Source organism: Streptomyces sp. NPDC002911 (genome assembly GCF_053591835.1).
Genome location: NZ_JBSFUO010000005.1, coordinates 358,555 through 377,584, shown reverse-complemented (window position 1 = coordinate 377,584; position 19,030 = coordinate 358,555). Strand labels below are relative to the sequence as shown.

18 protein-coding genes are annotated in these 19,030 nt (G+C 70.7%); 9 read left to right on the top strand and 9 right to left on the bottom strand.

The window, feature by feature from the left end:
• Positions 1–358: 358 nt before the first annotated feature.
• The 4 genes from pcaDC (at position 359) to ACWD04_RS11315 (ending at position 3,973) form a co-directional block, all read left to right on the top strand.
• On the top strand, positions 359–1,618 hold the full coding sequence (gene pcaDC, locus ACWD04_RS11330) for a bifunctional 3-oxoadipate enol-lactonase/4-carboxymuconolactone decarboxylase PcaDC (protein WP_451130563.1): 1,260 nt from the start codon (positions 359–361) through the stop codon (positions 1,616–1,618).
• A 12-nt stretch (positions 1,619–1,630) separates the two neighbouring features.
• A complete protein-coding gene (locus ACWD04_RS11325) occupies positions 1,631–2,278 on the top strand; it encodes an MBL fold metallo-hydrolase (RefSeq protein WP_451130505.1) in 648 nt (215 codons plus the stop codon).
• 34 nt (positions 2,279–2,312) lie between these two features.
• A complete protein-coding gene (locus ACWD04_RS11320) occupies positions 2,313–3,092 on the top strand; it encodes an exodeoxyribonuclease III (protein WP_451130503.1) in 780 nt (259 codons plus the stop codon).
• Positions 3,093–3,223: 131 nt separating this feature from the next.
• Positions 3,224–3,973: a Clp protease N-terminal domain-containing protein gene (locus tag ACWD04_RS11315; protein WP_451130501.1), complete on the top strand. Its 750-nt coding sequence runs from the start codon at positions 3,224–3,226 to the stop codon at positions 3,971–3,973.
• 94 nt (positions 3,974–4,067) lie between these two features.
• Here ACWD04_RS11315 and ACWD04_RS11310 read toward each other — a convergent pair whose 3' ends face one another.
• The gene (locus ACWD04_RS11310) at positions 4,068–4,847 is read right to left on the bottom strand and encodes an SDR family NAD(P)-dependent oxidoreductase (RefSeq protein WP_451130499.1); all 780 of its coding nucleotides are present in this window, start codon (positions 4,845–4,847) and stop codon (positions 4,068–4,070) included.
• Positions 4,848–4,954: 107 nt separating this feature from the next.
• Between ACWD04_RS11310 and ACWD04_RS11305 the strand changes: the two genes are divergently transcribed.
• From ACWD04_RS11305 to ACWD04_RS11285, 5 genes are all read left to right on the top strand, one after another.
• Positions 4,955–5,416 (top strand): DUF6278 family protein, encoded by a 462-nt coding sequence (locus tag ACWD04_RS11305; RefSeq protein WP_451130497.1) that lies wholly within the window; start codon positions 4,955–4,957, stop codon positions 5,414–5,416.
• Between the two features lie 102 nt (positions 5,417–5,518).
• A complete protein-coding gene (locus tag ACWD04_RS11300) occupies positions 5,519–6,262 on the top strand; it encodes an amino acid ABC transporter ATP-binding protein (RefSeq protein WP_451130495.1) in 744 nt (247 codons plus the stop codon).
• 13 nt (positions 6,263–6,275) lie between these two features.
• On the top strand, positions 6,276–7,190 hold the full coding sequence (locus ACWD04_RS11295) for a glutamate ABC transporter substrate-binding protein (protein ID WP_451130493.1): 915 nt from the start codon (positions 6,276–6,278) through the stop codon (positions 7,188–7,190).
• Between the two features lie 16 nt (positions 7,191–7,206).
• On the top strand, positions 7,207–7,851 hold the full coding sequence (locus tag ACWD04_RS11290) for an amino acid ABC transporter permease (protein WP_451130491.1): 645 nt from the start codon (positions 7,207–7,209) through the stop codon (positions 7,849–7,851).
• A complete protein-coding gene (locus ACWD04_RS11285; protein WP_451130489.1) occupies positions 7,848–8,720 on the top strand; it encodes an amino acid ABC transporter permease in 873 nt (290 codons plus the stop codon). The genes ACWD04_RS11290 and ACWD04_RS11285 overlap by 4 nt, the downstream gene beginning before the upstream one ends.
• Positions 8,721–9,112: 392 nt before the next feature.
• Here ACWD04_RS11285 and ACWD04_RS11280 read toward each other — a convergent pair whose 3' ends face one another.
• The 8 genes from ACWD04_RS11280 to ACWD04_RS11245 all read right to left on the bottom strand — a co-directional run bounded on the left by ACWD04_RS11280 (position 9,113) and on the right by ACWD04_RS11245 (position 18,557).
• Entirely contained in the window at positions 9,113–9,940 is an 828-nt protein-coding gene (locus tag ACWD04_RS11280; protein WP_451130487.1) for an endo alpha-1,4 polygalactosaminidase, read from the bottom strand.
• A complete protein-coding gene (locus ACWD04_RS11275; protein ID WP_451130485.1) occupies positions 9,937–10,599 on the bottom strand; it encodes a spherulation-specific family 4 protein in 663 nt (220 codons plus the stop codon). The genes ACWD04_RS11280 and ACWD04_RS11275 overlap by 4 nt, the downstream gene beginning before the upstream one ends.
• A complete protein-coding gene (locus ACWD04_RS11270; protein WP_451130483.1) occupies positions 10,596–11,522 on the bottom strand; it encodes an NAD-dependent epimerase/dehydratase family protein in 927 nt (308 codons plus the stop codon). Before ACWD04_RS11270 ends, ACWD04_RS11275 begins: the two co-directional genes overlap by 4 nt.
• Before the next feature lie 7 nt (positions 11,523–11,529).
• A complete protein-coding gene (locus ACWD04_RS11265; protein WP_451130481.1) occupies positions 11,530–12,243 on the bottom strand; it encodes a nucleotidyltransferase family protein in 714 nt (237 codons plus the stop codon).
• A gap of 33 nt (positions 12,244–12,276) precedes the next feature.
• Positions 12,277–13,278, bottom strand: a complete 1,002-nt coding sequence (locus tag ACWD04_RS11260; RefSeq protein ID WP_451130479.1) for an SDR family NAD(P)-dependent oxidoreductase — start codon at positions 13,276–13,278, stop codon at positions 12,277–12,279.
• Between the two features lie 111 nt (positions 13,279–13,389).
• Positions 13,390–14,796: a hypothetical protein gene (locus tag ACWD04_RS11255; protein WP_451130477.1), complete on the bottom strand. Its 1,407-nt coding sequence runs from the start codon at positions 14,794–14,796 to the stop codon at positions 13,390–13,392.
• Positions 14,793–16,316, bottom strand: coding sequence for a GT4 family glycosyltransferase PelF (gene pelF / locus ACWD04_RS11250; protein ID WP_451130475.1), 1,524 nt, complete (start codon positions 16,314–16,316; stop codon positions 14,793–14,795). The genes ACWD04_RS11255 and pelF overlap by 4 nt, the downstream gene beginning before the upstream one ends.
• Before the next feature lie 102 nt (positions 16,317–16,418).
• A complete protein-coding gene (locus tag ACWD04_RS11245) occupies positions 16,419–18,557 on the bottom strand; it encodes a hypothetical protein (RefSeq protein ID WP_451130473.1) in 2,139 nt (712 codons plus the stop codon).
• Positions 18,558–19,030 lie beyond the last annotated feature (473 nt).

The window sequence follows — 19,030 nt, the reverse complement described above, 5'->3', positions numbered from 1 at the left end:
GCCAGGGAGAAAGCTGGCCCTCGGACCGGGCTGCCTCCACTCCGGCTACGTCCTGGTGGACGAGATGGGGGAGGTTCGCACTATCAAGCAACTCCGTCGACGGGCTTACCGGATCATGGCGCTGCTGGGGCTACGTCAGGTGCGTCTGTACGACGCTCGGGCGTCCTGCTTCACGTACCTGACGTACAAACGTCAGGACCACGAAGAGGTGGTGGGTCAAGCCGGCTGTGGAGAACCTTCGCGGAGCTGCCACAGTGTGGGGCGGGCTGCATGGGTCCGGAGGGGACATACCGAGCGGTCGTGAGAGATTGTGAGATATGAGAGGGTCGGACGGGTGACCGAGACACCACCGAACACCATGCAATACCGCTTTGACGGACCAGAAGACGCTCCGGTCCTGGTGATCGGGCCGTCCCTGGGTACCACATGGCACATGTGGGACCGCCAGATACCGGAGCTGGCCCAGCACTGGCGGATCTTCCGCTACGACCTCCCGGGGCACGGCGGAGCCCCCGCGCATCCCGCGGCCTCGGTCACCGACCTCGCGGACCGCCTCCTCGCCACGCTGGACAGTGTCGGCGTGCAGCGCTTCGGGTACGCGGGCTGCTCCATCGGCGGTGCCGTCGGTGCCGATCTCGCGCTGCGCCACCCCCGCCGGGTCGCCGCCCTGGCGCTCGTCGCCGCGTCGCCGCGCTTCGGTACCGCCGACGAATGGCGGCAGCGGGGGGTGATCGTCCGCAGCAACGGCTTGGAGCCGATCGCCCGCACCTCCCCGGAACGCTGGTTCACCCCCGGCTTCGCCGCCGCACAGCCGGCCATCGTGGAGTGGGCCGTCCAGATGGTCCGTACCACCGACCCCGGCTGCTACATCGCCTCCTGCGAGGCCTTGGCCGCCTTCGACATCCGTACGGAACTTCCCCGCATCGGTGTCCCGACCCTCGTCCTGGTCGGTGCCGAGGACAAGGTCACCAGCCCCGCCGAGGCGCGGACCCTGGTCGCGGGCATCCCGGACGCCCGGCTCGCCCTCGTACCAGGCGCCTCCCACCTGGCCCCGGTCGAGCAGCCGGCCGCCGTCACCGACCTGCTGCTCACGCATTTCTCCACCGCCTGGCAGGACACCCTGGCGTCGATCCCCGTCCCGCCCTCCCCGGGCTACCCCGCCCCGTTCGGTCCGGTCGTCCCCCTCGCTGCGATCGCTGCCGCGGCCGACCTGCCCGACGCTTCCCCGACGGGGCGCGACGATCGGTACGACCAGGGGATGAAGGTCCGGCGCGAGGTGCTGGGCGATGCCCACGTGGACCGCGCGACGACGGCGTCCGACGGCTTCACCGACGACTTCCAGGAGCTTCTCACCCGCTATGCCTGGGGCGAGATCTGGAGCAGGGAGGGCCTCGACCGCAGAGCCCGCAGTTGTGTCTCCCTCACCGCGGTCGTCGCGTCCGGGCACCTGGGGGGCCTCGCGCAGCACGTCAGGGCAGCCCTGCGCAATGGGCTCACTCCCGTCGAAATCAAGGAGGTCCTGCTCCAGACGGCCGTCTACTGCGGCATCCCGGCGGCAGGTGCGGCATTCGAGATCGCGCAATCGGTGATCCAGGAGGAAACCACCCCGCCCGCGTAGCAGGATGGTGGCATGAACGCTTCGCCTCTCACACTCACCAAGAAGACCCACTCCTGCATCCGCCTGGCGCGGAACGGGCAGTCGCTCGTCATCGACCCCGGCGGATTCACCGAGGACGACGCCGCGGTCGGTGCGGACGCGATCCTGGTGACGCACGAACACCCCGACCACTTCAACGAGGCGAGGCTGCGCGCCGCGTTGGAGGCCAACCCCGCCGCGCGGGTGTGGACCCTGCGCAGTGTGGCCGAGCAGGTGTCCGCCGCGTTCCCGGGGCGCGTGCACACGGTCGGCCACGGCGACACGTTCACCGCCGCGGGACTCGACGTGCAGGTGCACGGTGAACTGCACGCCGTCATCCACCCGGACATCCCGAGGGTCACCAACATCGGCTTCCTCGTGGACGGTTCGGTCTTCCACCCGGGCGACGCCCTCACGGTGCCGGACCACCCGGTGGACACCCTGATGCTGCCGGTGATGGCCCCCTGGAACAAGATCTCGGAGGTCATCGACTACGTACGCGAGGTGCAGCCGCGCCGTGCGATCGACATCCACGACGCCCTGCTCACCGACCTGGCCCGCCCGATCTACGACACGCAGATCGGCGCACTGGGCGGGACGGACCACGGCCGGCTGAGTCCGGGCGACGTGGCCCGTCTCTGACCCCGTTGTCAGTGGGAGCGGCTAGGTTTACCGCATGCGCATCGCCACCTGGAACGTCAATTCCATCACCGCCCGGCTTCCGAGGCTGCTGGCCTGGCTGGAGAGCAGCGGCACCGACGTGCTGTGCCTCCAGGAGACCAAATGCACGCTCGAGCAGTTCCCCGCCGACGCATTGCGCGAGGCCGGCTACGAGTCGGCGGTCAACGCCACGGGCCGGTGGAACGGTGTGGCGCTGCTCTCCCGCGTGGGCCTCGCGGACGTCGTGACGGGCCTGCCCGAGGGCCCGGACTACGAGGGCGTGCAGGAGCCGAGGGCGGTCTCCGCGACGTGTGGGCCCGTCCGCGTCTGGTCCGTCTACGTACCCAACGGCCGCGAGGTCGCTCACGACCACTACGCCTACAAGCTGCGCTGGCTGGAGGCTTTGCAGAAGGCCGTTGCCGGGGACGCGGCGGGGGCGCTGCCGTTCGCGGTCCTCGGCGACTTCAACATCGCACCGTCCGACGAGGACGTCTGGGACCCGGCTCTCTTCGTGGGCGCCACCCACGTCACCCCCGCCGAGCGGGCGGCGCTCGCCACGCTGCGCGAGGAGGGGCTCTCCGACGTGGTGCCGCGCCCCCTCAAGTACGACCACCCGTACACCTACTGGGACTATCGCCAGCTCAGCTTCCCGAAGAACAAGGGCATGCGCATCGACCTCGTGTACGGGAACGCCACCTTCGCTGCGGCGGTCAAGGACAGCTACGTCGACCGCGAGGAGCGCAAGGGCAAGGGAGCCTCCGACCACGCCCCGGTGGTCGTGGACCTCGACTTCTGACGGTGCCGTCGGAGGGAGCGGGGTGTCGGTCGTCGGTACGCGAGGCGCTGACCGGACCTTGCTCGCAGGCGAATGCTTCCGAGTGTCAACTTCGGGTTGACGTTATGAGGGTGTCAACCTAGGGTTGCCTCATGACGAAGCCGTTGCGCGCCAATCCGCCTATCCGTCTCGACGACCTGATCGCCGCGATCAAGGAGACCCACCCCGACACGCTGGAGCAGCTCTCCGGAGCCGTGGTCGCCGCAGATCACCTGGGTGAGATCGCCGACCACCTCATCGGTCACTTCGTGGACCAGGCGCGCCGCTCCGGCGCGTCATGGACGGACATCGGCCGGAGCATGGGCGTCACGCGGCAGGCCGCCCAGAAGAGGTTCGTGCCCAAGAAGCCCGGCGAAGCCTCGGACCTGGATCCGAGCCAGGGCTTCGGCCAGTTCGACCAGCAGGCCAAGAACGTCGTCATGGGTGCGAACAACGAGGCCCACGCCGCCCGCAACGACGAGGTGGGGGTGGAGCACCTGGTCCTGGGTCTCCTGGCGGAGCCGGACTCCCTCGGAGCGCAGGTGATCGCGGGACAGGGAGTCACGCTGGAGGCGGTCCGGGAGGCGGCGACGCTCGCCCTGCCGGCCGCGGCCGACCAGGTCCCCGAGCTGATCCCGTACGACGCCGGGGCCCGCAAGGTCCTGGAGCTCACCTTCCGGGAGGCGCTGCGCCTGGGCCACCACTTCATCGGAACGGGGCACGTGGTGCTGGCCGTGCTGGAATTCGAAGGGGGTGCGGGCGTCCTGTCGGGGCTGGGTATCGACAAGGACGTGGCGTCGTCCGACGTCACCGCGGCGGTCGCCGCCGAAATGGAGGACGGAACTCCGGGCGCCGAAAGCTGAGGTGGCCGTCCGGCGTCCGATGCGGGTGACGGTTGCGCTCGTGCGCCGCGGATGCAGCCCCATGCCGGGACGGCACCCGCGTCACCGGATCACCTCAGTGCACCGAGAACCCGCCGTCGACGAACAGGGACTGCCCGGTGACATAGGAGGAGGCGGCGCTCGCCAGGAACACCGCGGCGCCCGCGAAGTCCTCGGCCAGCCCGTTGCGGCCCACCATCGTGCGAGCGGCCAGCGCCGCCACCCGCTCCGGGTCTGACGACAGGCGCTCGTTGAGCGGCGTCATCACGAATCCGGGCACCAGCGTGTTGCAGGTGACACCGTGCGGTGACCAGGCCTCGGCCTGCGAGCGGGCCAGTGACTCCAGCGCACCCTTGGAGACTCCGTACGCGCCGCTCTGCACGAACGCCCGGTGCGCCTGCTGGGACGTGATGTGGATGATCCGGCCGAAGCCGCGCTCGGCCATACCCGGCCCGAACCGGCGGCCCAGCAGATAGGGCGCCTTGAGGTTCACCGTCATCGTGGTGTCCCAGACGTCCTCGTCCAGCTCGCTCATCGGCGGCCGCAGGTTGATGCCCGCGCAGTTGACGAGGATGTCGGGCTCACCGAACGCGGCCGCCGCCTCCTCGCCGGCCTTGCGCACACCCTCAGCGGTCCCGAGGTCGGCGCTCACCCAGGCCGCCCGGCAGCCGTCGCCGGTGAGCTCACCGGCGGTGCGCACCAGTCCCGTCTCCCCGCGCGCCACGACCACCACGCTCGCTCCGGCATGCGCGAGCGCCCCCGTGATGGCCCGGCCGATGCCGGAACTGCCCCCGGTCACGACAGCGACCCGGCCTTCCAGCGAGAAGAGTTCGGAAAGATAGTTCTGCGACGTCATGCCCGTATCCTAGGTATATGGCCAGGTCATGTACGGGGCAGGTCCCGGGGTGGGCACAGTCGCGCGCCCTGTGATGCGGAAGGCTTCCGGGGTGGGATCCTGGTGGGATGAACATCCCTTTCCTGGACAACTGGCGTAAGCGCCAGGGCGGTGCGCGGGAGGTGGCCCTCGCGGCCGCCGTCAAGACCGATCCGGACGGCGTCGCCGAGCTGTTCGCGGAATGCGAATTGCTGCGTGCCCGTGCGGGGCAGTGCGGCCTGGAACTCGACGACAGCCCCGCCTCGTTGTCGGCGCTCGACCAGCTGCCGCCCACCTGGCGCGACGACCCCGAGGAGCTGCCCTGGGTGGGGAACGACGCCGGCCTCTACCTCGGCACCGTACTGGTGCGTACCGTCCCCGGAGCCGCCTGGGACATCCTGGCGGGCGGAAAGCCGGTGGTGCGACTGGCTTCCGGCCGCGAGATCGAGGTGGTCGCCGCCGGTCTGGACTGGGCGATGTCGGGCAGCCCCGAGCTCTCCGAGATGTACGCGGAGTCCGCGGAGAGCGGCCCCGAGGCCAAAACGCGATAAACAGCCTTATGTGCTCCTGGTGCGTGTCGGTGCCGAAGTGCGCCTCCGCCCCGGATAGTTTGCGCTGACCTCGACACAAGCGATAAGTGGGTAGGGCAGCGTATGGCCGTCGATCCGTTGATCGAACTGCGGGACGTCAACAAGTACTTCGGGAAGTTGCACGTACTGCAGGACATCAATCTCACCGTCGGCCGCGGGGAGGTGGTGGTGGTCATCGGCCCCTCCGGATCGGGCAAGTCCACGCTCTGCCGGACCATCAACCGGCTGGAGACGATCGAGTCCGGCCATATCGCCATCGACGGAAGGCCGCTCCCCGAGGAGGGGAAGGGGCTCGCGGAGCTCCGGGCCGAAGTGGGCATGGTCTTCCAGTCGTTCAACCTGTTCGCCCACAAGACCGTGCTGGCGAACGTCTCGCTCGCGCAGCTCAAGGTCCGTAAGCGCAAGAAGGACGAGGCCGACCAGCGCTCCCGGGAGCTGCTGGAGCGGGTCGGGCTCGCCTCGCAGGCGGACAAGCTCCCCGCCCAGCTCTCCGGCGGCCAGCAGCAGCGCGTCGCCATCGCCCGCGCCCTTGCCATGGACCCCAAGGCACTGCTCTTCGACGAGCCCACCTCCGCACTCGACCCGGAGATGATCAACGAGGTCCTCGAGGTCATGCAGCAGCTCGCCCGGGAGGGCATGACCATGGTGGTCGTCACACACGAGATGGGCTTCGCTCGGTCCGCAGCCAACCGCGTGGTCTTCATGTCCGACGGATGCATCATCGAGGACCGCACTCCGGAGGACTTCTTCACCTCGCCGGAGAGCGACCGCGCCAAGGACTTCCTGTCCAAGATTCTCAAGCACTGACAGGGGGGGCACCGTGTTGCGTACGAGGAACTTCGCCGCAGTGCTGGTCTGCCTCCTGATCGCCGCGCTCTCCGCCGGCTGCGGCAGGGAGGGCAGCCCTCCGGTCAAGGGGCCGAAGGCCGGGGAGCTGCCCCAGTACAAGGTCGACAGCGGTTTCGAGCTGCCGGACTCGAAGACCTGGAAGAAGGCCAGGAAGCGTGGCTATCTGGTCGTCGGCGCCAAGGAGGACCAGCCGTACCTCGGCGAGAAGGACCCGGCCACCGGGATCTACTCCGGCTTCGACATCGAGATCGCCCGCATGGTGGCAGCCTCGCTCGGCTTCGAGCCGGACACGATCCGCTTCCGGACCATCGCCTCCGCCAACCGCGAGACGGCGCTCCAGAACGGGCAGATCGACTACTACGTCGGCACCTACACGATCAACGACATGCGCAAGAAGCTCGTCGGCTTCGCCGGACCGTACTACATGGCAGGCCAGGGGCTGCTGGTGCGCACGGACGAGAACGACATCCACGGCCCGCAGGACCTGGCGGGCAAGACCGTCTGCTCGGCGGCGGGGTCCACGCCGTACCAGCGCATCGCTGCGGACTACCCCAAGGCGGACCTCGTCGCATACGACACCTACTCGATCTGCGTCGACAATCTGTTGACCTTCCAGGTCGACGCCGTCACCACGGACGACGCCATCCTGCTGGGTTTCGCAGCCAAGGCGCCAAAGGAGATGAAGGTGGTCGGCAAACCCTTCTCCGAGGAGCCCTACGGCATCGGCGTCCCGCGCGCCGACAACGCGCTGCGCGCCGCGCTCAACGACGCGCTGGAGGCCAACGAGAACAACGGCAACTGGAAGAAGGCGTTCGAGGCGACCCTCGGTCTGTCGGGAGTACCCGCGCCGAAACCCCCGCCCATCGACCGTTATCCGGCGAACTGAGGGGCCGGCCACCACCATGGATGTACTGACAGAGAATTTCTCGCTCTACGGCAAGGGTTTCCTCGGCACCGTCGAACTCACCGTCTACGCCTCGGTCCTGGCGCTGCTGCTGGGCTTCGTCATGGCGTCCTTCCGGGTCGCGCCCGTCGGCTCGCTCCGGGTGATCGGCACCGTCTGGGTGGCGGTGCTCCGTAACACCCCGCTGACGCTGCTGTTCTTCGCCGTACTGCTGGGTCTCCCGCGTTTCGGTCTGGTCCTGCCCTTCCAGGTCTTCGCGGTTCTCGCCCTCGGCTGCTACACCTCGGCCTTCATCTGCGAGGCCCTGCGCTCGGGCATCAACACCGTGCCCAGGGGGCAGGGCGAAGCGGCACGCAGTCTCGGGATGTCCTTCGGGCAGACGCTGGGCAACGTGGTGCTGCCGCAGGCCTTCCGGTCGGTGATCCCCCCGGTCGGGTCGACGCTCATCGCCCTCGCCAAGAACTCCGCGATCGCCGGGGCCTTCAGCGTCACGGAGCTGCTCGGCACCTACAAGACCCTCAACGAACTCGGCTACAGCATCATCTGGTCCTTCATCTGGATCGCTGTCGGATATCTGATCATCACCCTCGCCATCAGCGCGCTCTTCAACGTGTTGGAGAAGCGCCGGGGAGTCGCCCGATGACCCACGCCACCGCCTCCGCCACCGCGCTCTACGACATCCCCGGGCCCGCCACCCGCAAGCGGCACTTCCTCTACGGAGTCCTCTCGACGGTCGTGATCCTCGCGCTGCTCGGCTGGATGCTCTATCTGCTCTTCGACACGGACCAGTTCACCAGCGCGAAGTGGACGCCCTTCGTGTACGAGGGCATTCAGGAGCTGCTGCTGCGTGGCCTCGGAAACACACTCAAGGCCTTCGCCTACGCGGCGGTCCTCTCCTTGGCCCTCGGGGCCGTGCTCGCGGTCGGCCGGCTCTCCGACCACAAGCCGGTGCGTTGGATCTCGACGCTGCTGGTCGAGTTCTTCCGGGCCATGCCCGTGCTGGTGATGATCTTCTTCATCTTCGTCGCGCTCAAGGTCCAGCCGCTGCCGGCGCTGGTGGCCGGGCTGACCCTCTACAACGGTTCCGTGCTCGCGGAGGTCTTCCGGACCGGAATCAACTCCGTGGAGAGGGGGCAACGGGAAGCGGCATACGCGCTGGGTATGCGCAAGACGCAGGTCACCACCCACGTCCTGGCCCCGCAGGCCGTCCGGGCGATGCTGCCCACCATCATCAGCCAGCTGGTGGTGGCGCTCAAGGACACCTCGCTGGGCTATCTGATCACCTACGAGGAGTTCCTCCACGCGGGCAAGCTGATCGCGTCGAACCTCGACTACGATCTGCCGTTCATTCCTGTGGTCATGGTGATCTCGCCCATCTACATCGGCATGTGCATGCTGCTCTCCTGGTTCGCCACCTGGGTGGCGAGACGGGAGCGGCGCAACCCCAAGACGGAAGGGACCGGCGTCGCCGCCGCCGAGCCGGGAGCGCTGCTGCCGGGCCGCCCGCGGTAGCCATCGGCCGGTCAGCCCGGCAGCAGCCGGTGATCACTCCTCCTACCGTGTGACCGGGACGCGATCCGTAGCCGTGTCCGGTGGGGGAGAAGGTCAGCTGCGAGCCGGCGGGGTCGCAACCGATGCGACGAGGGGCTGCCCAGGTCACCGGGTGGCATGTGGCCGGCCGGGACGCCGTGGGCATGGAGTGCGGTTCCACGCCCACGGCGTCCGGGCAACCGGAGCCGCTGTCGCGCCCCTGCCCGCGCAGCCGGTCGTGGAGCCCCTTGACCGGACCGGTGCCCCGCCACCGCCGGAATACGTAGACGCTGGGATGGCGAAGCCCGCCGGAATGCTCCAGCGGTGCCAGCCCTCGCCCCGGGGGACCGAGCCCCGCCGAGCCCAGGTCCTGCTTAGCAGGCCCCGCGCCAGGCTCCCAGCTCCCACTTCTTACGCATGGAGGAGAGCCCCAGCCTGCGGGACTCGGGGCAGAAGCGGTGGGCCGGCTCGGTGTACTCGACGTGGAAGACCGCCTTGCCGGCCTCGATGAACGGTGTGAGCCGCGCGCACTCGCCGTACTGCGCGCACTGCTCGTTGACCGCGAAGTCGAAGGCATCCACCAGCTGCGGGATCTGCGCCAGGTCGTTCTTCAGGCCCACCGCCAGGCGGCGATCGTGGGCGATATCGGCGATCATACGGTTGTACCTCAGCTGGTCCCGCGCGGTGAGCGGGAAGCCGGTGTCGTCGGCGTACCCCTCCACCAGGTCGGGTTCCACCGCGTCGAACCCCTTCTCCCTGCACATGTCGAACCGTCGTTCCATGATCGGCCGCAGCAGGGAGATCTGCCGGATGTCGAGCCAGCGCTCGCCCTGCCAGCCGTTCGGCCCGCCCAGCACCGAGCGTGGGAAGGCGTCCTTGTCGGGCCGGTAGTCCTCCCAAGCGCCCACGTTGATGTAGCAGATCACCTTGCGGCCGGCGCGGTGGAGCCGGGCGACGTCCGTGGCGTCGTTCTCGAAGCCGTCGATGTCGTAGACCGGCACGTCGGCCGCCGAGGCGTCGACCTTACCGTCGAGCTGCCACTGCCAGGCGAGCCCCGGACGAGGCTGCCACCACCCCTCTCGCGGCACGCCCGACGCCGTGCCCCGGCCGCCGCCCGTACCGGAACAACCGGCCGTCGCGGTCGTCACCGAGATCGCCAGCAGGGTCAGCAGGGTTGCCCACACCCGAGCTCTGTGCCTCACCGCTCCGCTCCGGTCAGCACCGGTGTCAGCCGGGACCACGGGTTGGGCGGTTCCCCGGTCACCGGGCCGGACACGGCGGCGCCACGCTCGTGGGCGGTGCGTACGGCCAGTGGCGCCAGCGCCTCGGGCACGCCGTACACCAGATGGCAGAAGCGGTCGGGCGAATGGCGCGCCGTCCAGTCGGGTCTGGTGTACGCCGACACATAGGTGGACCAGGGGCCCTCGAACGTGACGACGAGATCGGCGATCCGGGCGTAGCCGGGGGCCGGGTGCACGCCCGGGTTGAGGACCACGGTAGACGCGCCCTGCCGTCGTAGCGCGCGCACCAGCCTCCGGTAGGCGGGCAGCGCGTCCTCGGCCGCGCTCACCCGGTCCAGGAAACAGCCGTCGGTCGCGTACCACACCCGGTGCCGGGCGGCATCGGCCGTGACATCCGCGGCGGGCCGGGTGCCGTAGTCGGTGTCCACGTAGCCGAGCAGCCGGGCGCCCGCTCCGCGCAGTGCGCCGGCCACGGAGACGAAGGCGGGGTCGGGAGCGCCGCCCGGCCCGTCCGCGGGATTGAGCACGACCGCGTAGGTGCGGTCGGCCGCCGCGATGAGTCTGTGCCAGGCGCCCGGGTTCACGGCCGGGTGGACGTACAGCGGGATCAGCAGGCTCACGACGGCAGTTCGCTTTCCTCGCACGGAGACGGAGGGTGGGCGCCGGCGGACCACAGAGCCGCCAGTGACTCCCGGAGCGGATACGAGGGACGCCAGCCGAGGGCCGTCCGGGCGGCGGAGATGTCGGAACACTGCCAGGACACCTGCTCCGAGCGGGCGGAGCCGGCGCCCTGTTCCTCGATGCGTCCCCCGAAGTCCGCGATGTCCGCGAGCGTGCGCACCAGGTGGCGCACCGGTACGGCGTCGCCGCCGCTGATGTTGAGCACGCGCGGCAGCGGCCCGGGCGCGGTCACAGCCCGCTCCACCGCCCGCGCCACGTCGCGTGCGTCGACGAAGTCGCGGTACGCCGACAGGTCCCCGAGGCGGAGCACCGCGTCCGGGTCCGAACCCGCCTCGCGCAACAGCCGGGTGACCCGGCCGGGCAGCCCGGCCGGTGGTGCCCCGGGCCCCACGGGATTGCCGACCCGGAGGACGAGCGCGTCCAGGGCGGAGGTGGAGACGGTGACCGTGCCGGCCAGTTTCGTGGCCCCGTAGGCGCTGAGCGGACGGGTGGGCGCCGACTCCACCGCTGGGGCCCGGGCGGTCCCCGGGCCGTACTCGGCGGCCGAACCGAGATGGACCAGCCGGGCCGAGGGACAGGCCAGGGCCATTGCCGTGCACAGGACGGCGGGTCCCCGGGCGTTGGCCTCCGCCAGCGTCACCGGGTCGCCGCCGGTCGCACCGGCGCAGTTGACCACGGCGTGCGGCGCCACCGACGCCAGGGTCTTCGTGAGCCGGTCGACGGAGTCGGTGGCGAGGTCGACGGGAACGCCGGCGGCGGGGGACCGGCCGCCGGCGAGGACCCGCGCGCCCCGCAGGGCGCCGAGCCGCTCGGCGACGTGGGTCCCCAGATAGCCGGTGGAACCCAGGACGAGAATGCGCATACGGTGCTCAGGCTCCCTTGAGCAGCAGGGACTTGCGGCTGGTGAACTCCGCGTTGGCACGGTCGTAGTCGTCGGGACGGCCGATGTCAAGCCAGTAGCCGTCGAAATCGTAGGCGTGCGGCGGGTTGCCGGAACTCAGCAGGTCCAGCACCAGCTCGTCGAAGCCCAGCGGCAGCCCGGCGGTGTACCCGTCGAGTGTGGCCCGGGTCAGCCCGTACACCCCCATGGAAACGCGGTAGTCCATGCTCGGCTTCTCGGTGAAACCGACGACCTTGCTCGCGTCGGTGGTCAGCACCCCGAAGTCGATGCGCACCTGGCGCGCGTACGTGGCGATCGTCAGAGGAGCTTCGGAGGTCTGATGGCGGTGGAGGACGTCGGCGTAGTCGAGGTCGGTGAGGATGTCCCCGTTCATCACCAGGAAGTGCTCGGGCAGTCGCTCACGTATCGTCAGCAGCGGGCCCATGGTCCCCAGCGGGGACTCCTCGGTGGAGTAGTCGACTCTCAGTCCCCATTGGGAGCCGTCGCCGACGTACGCCCGGATGATCTCGCCGAGATGACCTATGGCGATGGTGCAGCCGGTGAAGCCGGCCGAGGCGAGCTGGCGCAGGACGATCTCGAGGATGGCGTGCTGGTCGCCGATGGGTACCAGCGGCTTGGGCAGGGCCGTGGTGTAGGGCCGCAGCCGGACGCCCTTGCCTCCGGCCAGAATCACTGCGTGCATGGTCTTCCCCCTTGCTCGACGTGCCGGACGTGCTCAGATGTTGTAGATGCCGGTCTTGTAGCGGGCGAGGTTGGCCGGCTCGCGGAAGAACTCCACCGTGTGCGCGAGGCCCTCCTCCAGGTCGTGCGCCGGGCTCCAGCCGGTCGCCGCGCGCAGTCGGCCGGCGTCCGCGACCAGTCGCATCACCTCGGAGTTCGCGGGCCGCAGCCGCTGCGTGTCCTCGCGGACGTCGAGCGCGGTGTCCATCACCTTGCCGATGAGGGCGACCAGGTCGCCGACGGAGATCTCGCCGCCGGTCCCGGCGTTGAAGGTGCGGCCCACGACCTGCTCGGCGGGTGCGGAGCCGACCGCCAGGAACGCCTGCGCGGTGTCCTTGACGAAGGTGAAGTCGCGGGTGGGACGCAGGTCGCCGAGGGTGATGGTCCGCTCCCCGGCCGCGACCTGGCCGATGACGGTCGGGATCACGGCCCGCATGGACTGCCGTGGTCCGAACGTGTTGAACGGCCGCAGCGTTACCACCGGGGTGTCGAAACTGGCGTGGTAGCTGTCGGCCAGCCGGTCCCCGCCCGCCTTCGAAGCCGCGTACGGGGACTGGGTGTTGACGGGGTGGTCCTCGGTGATCGGCACGGTCTGCGCAGTGCCGTAGGTCTCGCTGGTGGAGGTGTGTACCAGCCGCGGTGTGCCCGCGGCCCGTACGGCCTCCAGCACGTTCAGTGTGCCGGTGACGTTGGTGTCCACGTAGCTGTGGGGCGCCCGGTAGGAGTACGGGATGGCGATGAGGGCGGCCAGGTGGTAGACGCTGTCGGCACCTTCGACGAGATGGCGGACCGAGCCCGGGTCCCGGACGTCGCCGAGGACGATCTCGACATGGCCCAGGACATCGGGGGAGAGGGTCTCCAGCCAGCCGTACGAGGAGAAGGAGTTGTACTGCGCCATGGCCCTCACCCGGTGCCCGGAGGCGACCAGCGCCTCCGTGAGGTGGGAACCGATGAAGCCCTCGGCTCCGGTGACGGCGGCGAGCGGTGGAGCGGTCAAGGTGGTGTCCTTCCGGTGGTTGGTGGTTGGTGGCGGGTGGTTGGTGGTTGGGCCGCGGGCGGCCAAGGAGACGGATGGCGGCGCGGTGGTACGTGCGCGGTCGGTAAGGCGTCAACCGTGGGCCGCCGGGCGGCCCAGCTGTCGTACGGCCACCACGGCGAGACAGAGCACGGCGGCACCGCAGCACAGCGGCAGCGCCGCGGAGCCCGGTGGTGCGCCGGTCAGTGTCACCGCGCCGGCGAACACCGCCGCGGCGAGACACAGGGCCGCCGGCGGCCAGGCGGTGCCGAACGCCTGAAGCAGCAGGGAGATCCACAGCGTGGCGGCGAGCAGCAGCAGGGTGACGGGCTCGGCGTCCACGAGCAGGGCCGCCGGCGCGAGGGGACCGAGGTACACCAGCAGGCAGCCGGCGAGAACGGCGGCGGAACGGGCCCGGAACCCGGCAAGTGTCCTCGTGGACCGCAGAGCCTCCACCGACACACCGCGGTAGCGGTACAGCAGCCACTCGGCCGGCCCCATGCTCAGGGTCAGCACGATCACCGCCCAGGGGTGGTCCCGGCCCGCCAGGAACACCAGCGACCCGGCGGCCAGTCCGAACAGCCCGTACGGCAGGGACGGCCACAGTGCCGGACGCGTGGCACCGGGCGCGGCCGGGGCCGTGCGGGTGGCGCGCAGCGCCCAGCCGGCCGCGGCGACCGCGCCGAGCAGCGACACCAGCGGCAGCCCGGCCCGGAGCACGGTCCCGGGCTCCCACCACAGCAGTGCCGTCCCGCCGGCGGCGACCGGCAGGAGGACCGCCAGCAGCAACCGCTCGCGGCCCAGTACGAGCAGTGCACCGGCCGCCGCGAGGTACGCCGACTGGGTCGCGACGGCCAGGGCCGTCACGCCCGACCCGGAGAGCGCGGCTCCGGCGGCGGTCGCCAGGGCAGCGCCCAGCGGCGCCCCCTTCGCCAGGGTGCGGCCCGCCTCGAGGCGCCCGGTCGCCAGACGCACGTACGCCCGGTGGCCCAGCGCCTGGTTCCAGGCCCAGGAGATCAGCCCGGCCACCACCAGCGCCCGCACCGTGCCGTCAGGGGGCAGCAGCCGTCCGGCGAGCGCGTAGGCGAGGCCGGGCAGCGCGAACAGCAGTCCTCGCAGGGCGCAGCGCAGATGGTCCGGGCGCCAGGGATCGGCGGGCCGCGGCGGCTCGGGGAACGTCCTCGGTACGAGGTGGTACAACGCCGTCGCCAGCGAGAACAGGTCGGCGTGCCCGTATCTCTCCCGGATCACCTCGCCGGTGAGTCCCTCGGACTCCAGCAGCGCGGCGACCTCGTAAGGGTGGACCGCGGGCGCGACGCGGTCGGACAGTTCGGCGGCGAGCCTGTCCACCGCGTCGCGCCGCGGCCCGTGGCCGGGCAGGACCAGGGCCGGCGTCTGCTGGTCGGTGAAGCGCAGGGTGAGGGTGCGGTCATCGGCGAGGCGAAGGGCCAGAGTGTCCTGCTCGGCGCCGCCCGGCTCCAGCGACATGGGTCCGCTCATCCGGCCGCGCTCCTCACCGGTGACCTGCCCGCCGTGGCCGGCGCGCGTTCCTCGACCGCTGCGGGCGCGCTCCGGCCGCCGGACACCGACAGCTGCAGGTAGATGGACCGGAAGGTGTCGATGGTCTGCCGGAGGGTGAACTGCTCGATCACCCTGAGCCGGGCCGCCTCACCCATCCTCCGGCGCCGCTCGGCGTCCGCCAGCAGCTCCAGTACCGCGGCGGCCATCGCGGCCGGATCGCGGGGCGGCACCACGAGACCGGTGTCGCCGACGGCCTCCCGGACGCCGCCCACGTCCGTGGAGACGGTCGCCCGCCCGCAGGACATGGCCTCGATCAGGGTGAAGGGGAAGCCCTCGCTGATGCTGGAGAGCATCACGACGTTCCCCGCCGCGTAGGCGTCCCTGATGTCCTCGACCCGGCCCTCGAAGGTGACCGCGTCGGCATGGCCCAGCTCCGCGGCCAGAGCCTCGCACCGGTCCCGGTAAGCCTCCCCGCCTCGCGGCGTGCCGCCGAACAGGCGCAGCCGCGCGGCGGGCACCCGCGCCCGTACGAGGGCGAAGGCCCGGATCAGGGTCTCCAGGTCCTTGATCGGGTCGACACGGCCGGCCCAGCTGAGCACGGGATCGTCCGGCTCGGGGCCGGCGGGCGGGAACGCGGCGGGGTCCACGCCGTTGTAGACCGTCCGGATCGACTCCGGCGCCGCACCGCCGCGCTCCTCCCAGAGCCGGTTGTAGCGATTGCCCGGGGTGATCAGGGCGGCCCGCCGGTACGTCTCCTCCGCAAGCAGCCGGAAGAAGCCCAGCACGAGCGCCTTCACCGGCCAGCGGTAGGGAGCGGTGCGGTATCCGAGGTAGCGCTCGCGCAGATAGACACCGTGCTCGGTGAGCAGCAGGGGCACACCGTGCCGTTCCAGCGCGGCGAGGCCCGGCAGGACCGCCACGCCGCCGCTGACCGCGTGCGCCACGCCCGTCTCCGGGAAGGGCGCGGCCAGCGGCCGCAGCGCGTGCTCCAGCAGCGCGGTCGCGGTCACCGCGTCCTGCAGGGTCGGCCGGGCCTCGCGTACCGCGAGCCCGGACCGGTTCCAAAGAGCCGTCAGGATGCCGATGGCCCGGTCCCCGCGCAGGAACGGACTGAGCCGGCCGTCCTCGGCTGCTCGCGCGAGCGCGTGGAGGGCCGGGCCGAAGCCGTCCTCGGCGCGCGGGTCGAGCAGCGCGGTCACGAACCGCTCGTAGGACTCAGCGAGCCGCCCGAGGTGGTGCCCGCGCGGCGCGCGCCCGTCCGGGGCGGGACCCCACATAGGGACGGAGATGATACGGCCGACGTGGGCGGGGACGTCCCAGACGACCGGCTCGCGGCCGGTGCCGGTGACGGCGATCACGTCGAAGGCGATGTCGGGCATGCCGGTGACGAGCTGGTCGCACCAGACGCTCACACCGCCGTGACTGTGCGGGTAGGTGCCTTCGGTGAGCAGGGTGACGCGCGACGCGCCGGGGTGTCGCGCGCCGTGGGTGATGTGCATCAATGTGCTCCACGGCCGGGAAGTGGGGGTGTCGGGCCACGGGAGTCGCGGGCCCGACCCGGCCGCCGCACCGGCGGCCGGGACAGGAAGGGCGTACGCCTGTCAGCGCTCCGCGCCGTAGGGGACCCGCTCCTCGACGCCGGCCGGCACCTCGGTCCGGGGTGCGGCGTCCGCCGGAGCGCCGGGCGTCCCGTTCGGCTCGACCGCCGTGGCCGGCGCACCGGCGGACGTGGGCAGGTCCAGGGTGTACGGCAGGCCGTCCGCCGAGGCCCAGCCGGAGACCGCGCCGGCGTAGGCGGTCCCGAAGCCCGTGCCGCCGTGCTGGGTACCGGCGGGCATGGTTGCCGCGAGCGCCACGCCGCCGGGCGCCCGCACGTTCACGCTGTCGCCGATCCGGTAGGCGGTGACCTGGCCCGCGTCGAGGGCGGCCCGCCAAGCGGCCCGGCGCTGCATTTCGACGCCGATGTCCTTCATACGGAGATTCACCACGGGGGTGTCGTCGGTGAACAGGTCGTCGTAGTCGCCGAGCACACCCTCGAGCACCGGATAGGCGATGCGGTCCTCGGTGAGGTTCGACTGGTGGATGAAGTGCGGCTTGGGGTCGTTGGCGAGGACGTGCCCCAGCGCGATCCGGGTCTCCAGCGGCACGATGTGCTCGGTATAGCCGGTGGCGATGTCCAGTGGCGCGGCCAGGCAGGTGGAGGTGGCGGGGTTGTCCTCGCAGATCCCGCTGCCGCCCTGTGCACGGCTGGTGTAGATCCAGTTGTACTCGTCGACCTGTTCGGCCGCCCGCCCGACGTTGTAGAAGACGTTCATCGGATAGCGGGAGACGGTCGTGGCGGTGCCGACACGGCGCTGCACGGGGTCACGGGAGTTGTCCGAGCCCAGCCACTCGATGCCCGTGTCGGTGAGGGCGAGCCCCAGGTTGGGGTTGTCCACCGGCTGCTGCGGGGTCACCTTCAGACCGGAGTGCTCACCGGTGACCAACTCCTCGCTCCGGAGCGGGAGTCCGGCCGCCACGCCCCACGCTTCGTTGGTCGCGATCTCGTCGGCGATCTCGTTCCGGCCGACCCACCGGGTGGAGCCGTCCGCGTTCGTCGCGCATTTCCACGGAACCACGCCGGTGTCCTGCACACAGCCCAGGAAGGCGTGGGTATACGTGTGGTTGATCCAACGGAACTGGTCGCGGTCGGCTATCAGCTTGTCGGCGAGGGCGTCCTGGCCGCCGTTGTCCTCGCGGTGGTCCACGGTGCCGGAGGCGTTGTAGGCGAAGTCGAGGGTGAATTCCCGGCTGTTCTGCCAGGCGGTCGCGTGGTCGACGTCGGCCGGAACCATGCGGATCGGGTTCGGCGTGCCCTCGCCCGGCTGGCAGTCCACGTCGCCGGGCGTGCAGTCGAGTGCGGTGTCCCAGCGGTCGTCGGCGGCGAAGACGTCGTCGACGTGGACCGCGAAGTAGTTGCGGTCGGCGCCGAGGTGCACCCCGCCGGTCATCCACTCCACGATGCCCCGGGCCAGCAGCCGGTACTGCTGCTGGTACCGGTTGTAGACGAAGGTGACGACGAGTTCGCGCCGCCCGTCGTGCCGGTACTCGCCCACCAGGGAGCCCTTCGTCGGCCTGCCCGGGATGGCGGCCTGGACGTAGGGGACGAAGTCGGCGCCCGCCGCCGGCGTCGAGAGGTAGGCGTAGGACTCGCCCACGGCGGGGGAGTTGTCCTCGAACGGGACAGCGCCCTCCAGGTAGCCGAAGGCCCCGGCCTTGCCGGCCTGCGTCACCTCGGCCTGCACCCCGTCGATGCTGCCGGCGTAGCCCGTGCCGACCGCCGCGTTGAGCCCCACCTGTGGGCGTGCGTAGGTGTAGGCGTCGACCTGCGGGATCGAGTAGGTCTGCTCGTAGGCCACGAGGGCCGCCATCTCGGAGGACCCCGCCGGGAACGGGTTGTCGTTGGGCAGGACGACGGCCTGGTACTTCGCGCGCGGTCGGCCGTCGACCGTGTCGGCGAGGAAGCCCGCGTCGATCACGGCCCGGCCGGCGTCCTCCAGGTCGACCTCGGTGTACGGCGTTCCGGCGTTCTCCAGTTCGGCGGCGATGGCGTCGGTGGACGGCCCCCCGTCGCTCACGACCAGCACGCGCAGATCGACGCGCGGTGTCGGATCGTCCGCCTGGGCCGTGGCAGCCGGCAGTCCGATCGTCGCCATCAGTGTGCCCACTACGAGCGCGGTGGTGCGAATGGTCCGCTTCATGCGGTGGAATTCCCTCCCCAGGGCAGGGGAGGCCGGACTCCTGTTGGAGCCTGCCCCACCCCCATGACCAACGCCGTCGTCCCCTGGGACGCCGGTCGTCGACGCATCCGTCGTCTCACATGGTGAGGTCTGTGTGGAGTTTTTGTGTGCCCCCTGGGGAACTTGACGGAAAAGCGTATGTGTTTATCAATGCGACAAGACGGTCTTCGTGGGCGGCGTGGTGCCCCCGGTCAGAGGAGTGAGACCCGCCCGCAGGCCCGTGGGCTGCTGTGGAAGGTCGACGGTGGAACGCGGAACCGCCGGACTTCGCGGAGTGGAACGTCAATGGTTCAGACCAAAATGCCGGTCGTCGTGGAGCTGGATCAAGTCACTCCCGGGGGTGGCATGCCGACGGCGGCCGACGTGGAGCAGGGGTCGGCCGCCGTCTTCGTGCGTGAGGTCCCCGCTCAGCGGGGGCGTGCGCCGCTCGGGGC

Bases quoted from the DNA above. Each gene is read 5' to 3' on its own strand.
- pcaDC (WP_451130563.1), top strand. From the start codon at position 359: ATGCAATACCGCTTTGACGGACCAGAAGACGCTCCGGTCCTGGTGATC.
- ACWD04_RS11325 (WP_451130505.1), top strand. From the start codon at position 1,631: ATGAACGCTTCGCCTCTCACACTCACCAAGAAGACCCACTCCTGCATC.
- ACWD04_RS11320 (WP_451130503.1), top strand. From the start codon at position 2,313: ATGCGCATCGCCACCTGGAACGTCAATTCCATCACCGCCCGGCTTCCG.
- ACWD04_RS11315 (WP_451130501.1), top strand. From the start codon at position 3,224: ATGACGAAGCCGTTGCGCGCCAATCCGCCTATCCGTCTCGACGACCTG.
- ACWD04_RS11310 (WP_451130499.1), bottom strand. From the start codon at position 4,847: ATGACGTCGCAGAACTATCTTTCCGAACTCTTCTCGCTGGAAGGCCGG.
- ACWD04_RS11305 (WP_451130497.1), top strand. From the start codon at position 4,955: ATGAACATCCCTTTCCTGGACAACTGGCGTAAGCGCCAGGGCGGTGCG.
- ACWD04_RS11300 (WP_451130495.1), top strand. From the start codon at position 5,519: ATGGCCGTCGATCCGTTGATCGAACTGCGGGACGTCAACAAGTACTTC.
- ACWD04_RS11290 (WP_451130491.1), top strand. From the start codon at position 7,207: ATGGATGTACTGACAGAGAATTTCTCGCTCTACGGCAAGGGTTTCCTC.
- ACWD04_RS11285 (WP_451130489.1), top strand. From the start codon at position 7,848: ATGACCCACGCCACCGCCTCCGCCACCGCGCTCTACGACATCCCCGGG.
- ACWD04_RS11270 (WP_451130483.1), bottom strand. From the start codon at position 11,522: ATGCGCATTCTCGTCCTGGGTTCCACCGGCTATCTGGGGACCCACGTC.
- ACWD04_RS11265 (WP_451130481.1), bottom strand. From the start codon at position 12,243: ATGCACGCAGTGATTCTGGCCGGAGGCAAGGGCGTCCGGCTGCGGCCC.
- ACWD04_RS11255 (WP_451130477.1), bottom strand. From the start codon at position 14,796: ATGAGCGGACCCATGTCGCTGGAGCCGGGCGGCGCCGAGCAGGACACT.
- pelF (WP_451130475.1), bottom strand. From the start codon at position 16,316: ATGCACATCACCCACGGCGCGCGACACCCCGGCGCGTCGCGCGTCACC.
- ACWD04_RS11245 (WP_451130473.1), bottom strand. From the start codon at position 18,557: ATGAAGCGGACCATTCGCACCACCGCGCTCGTAGTGGGCACACTGATG.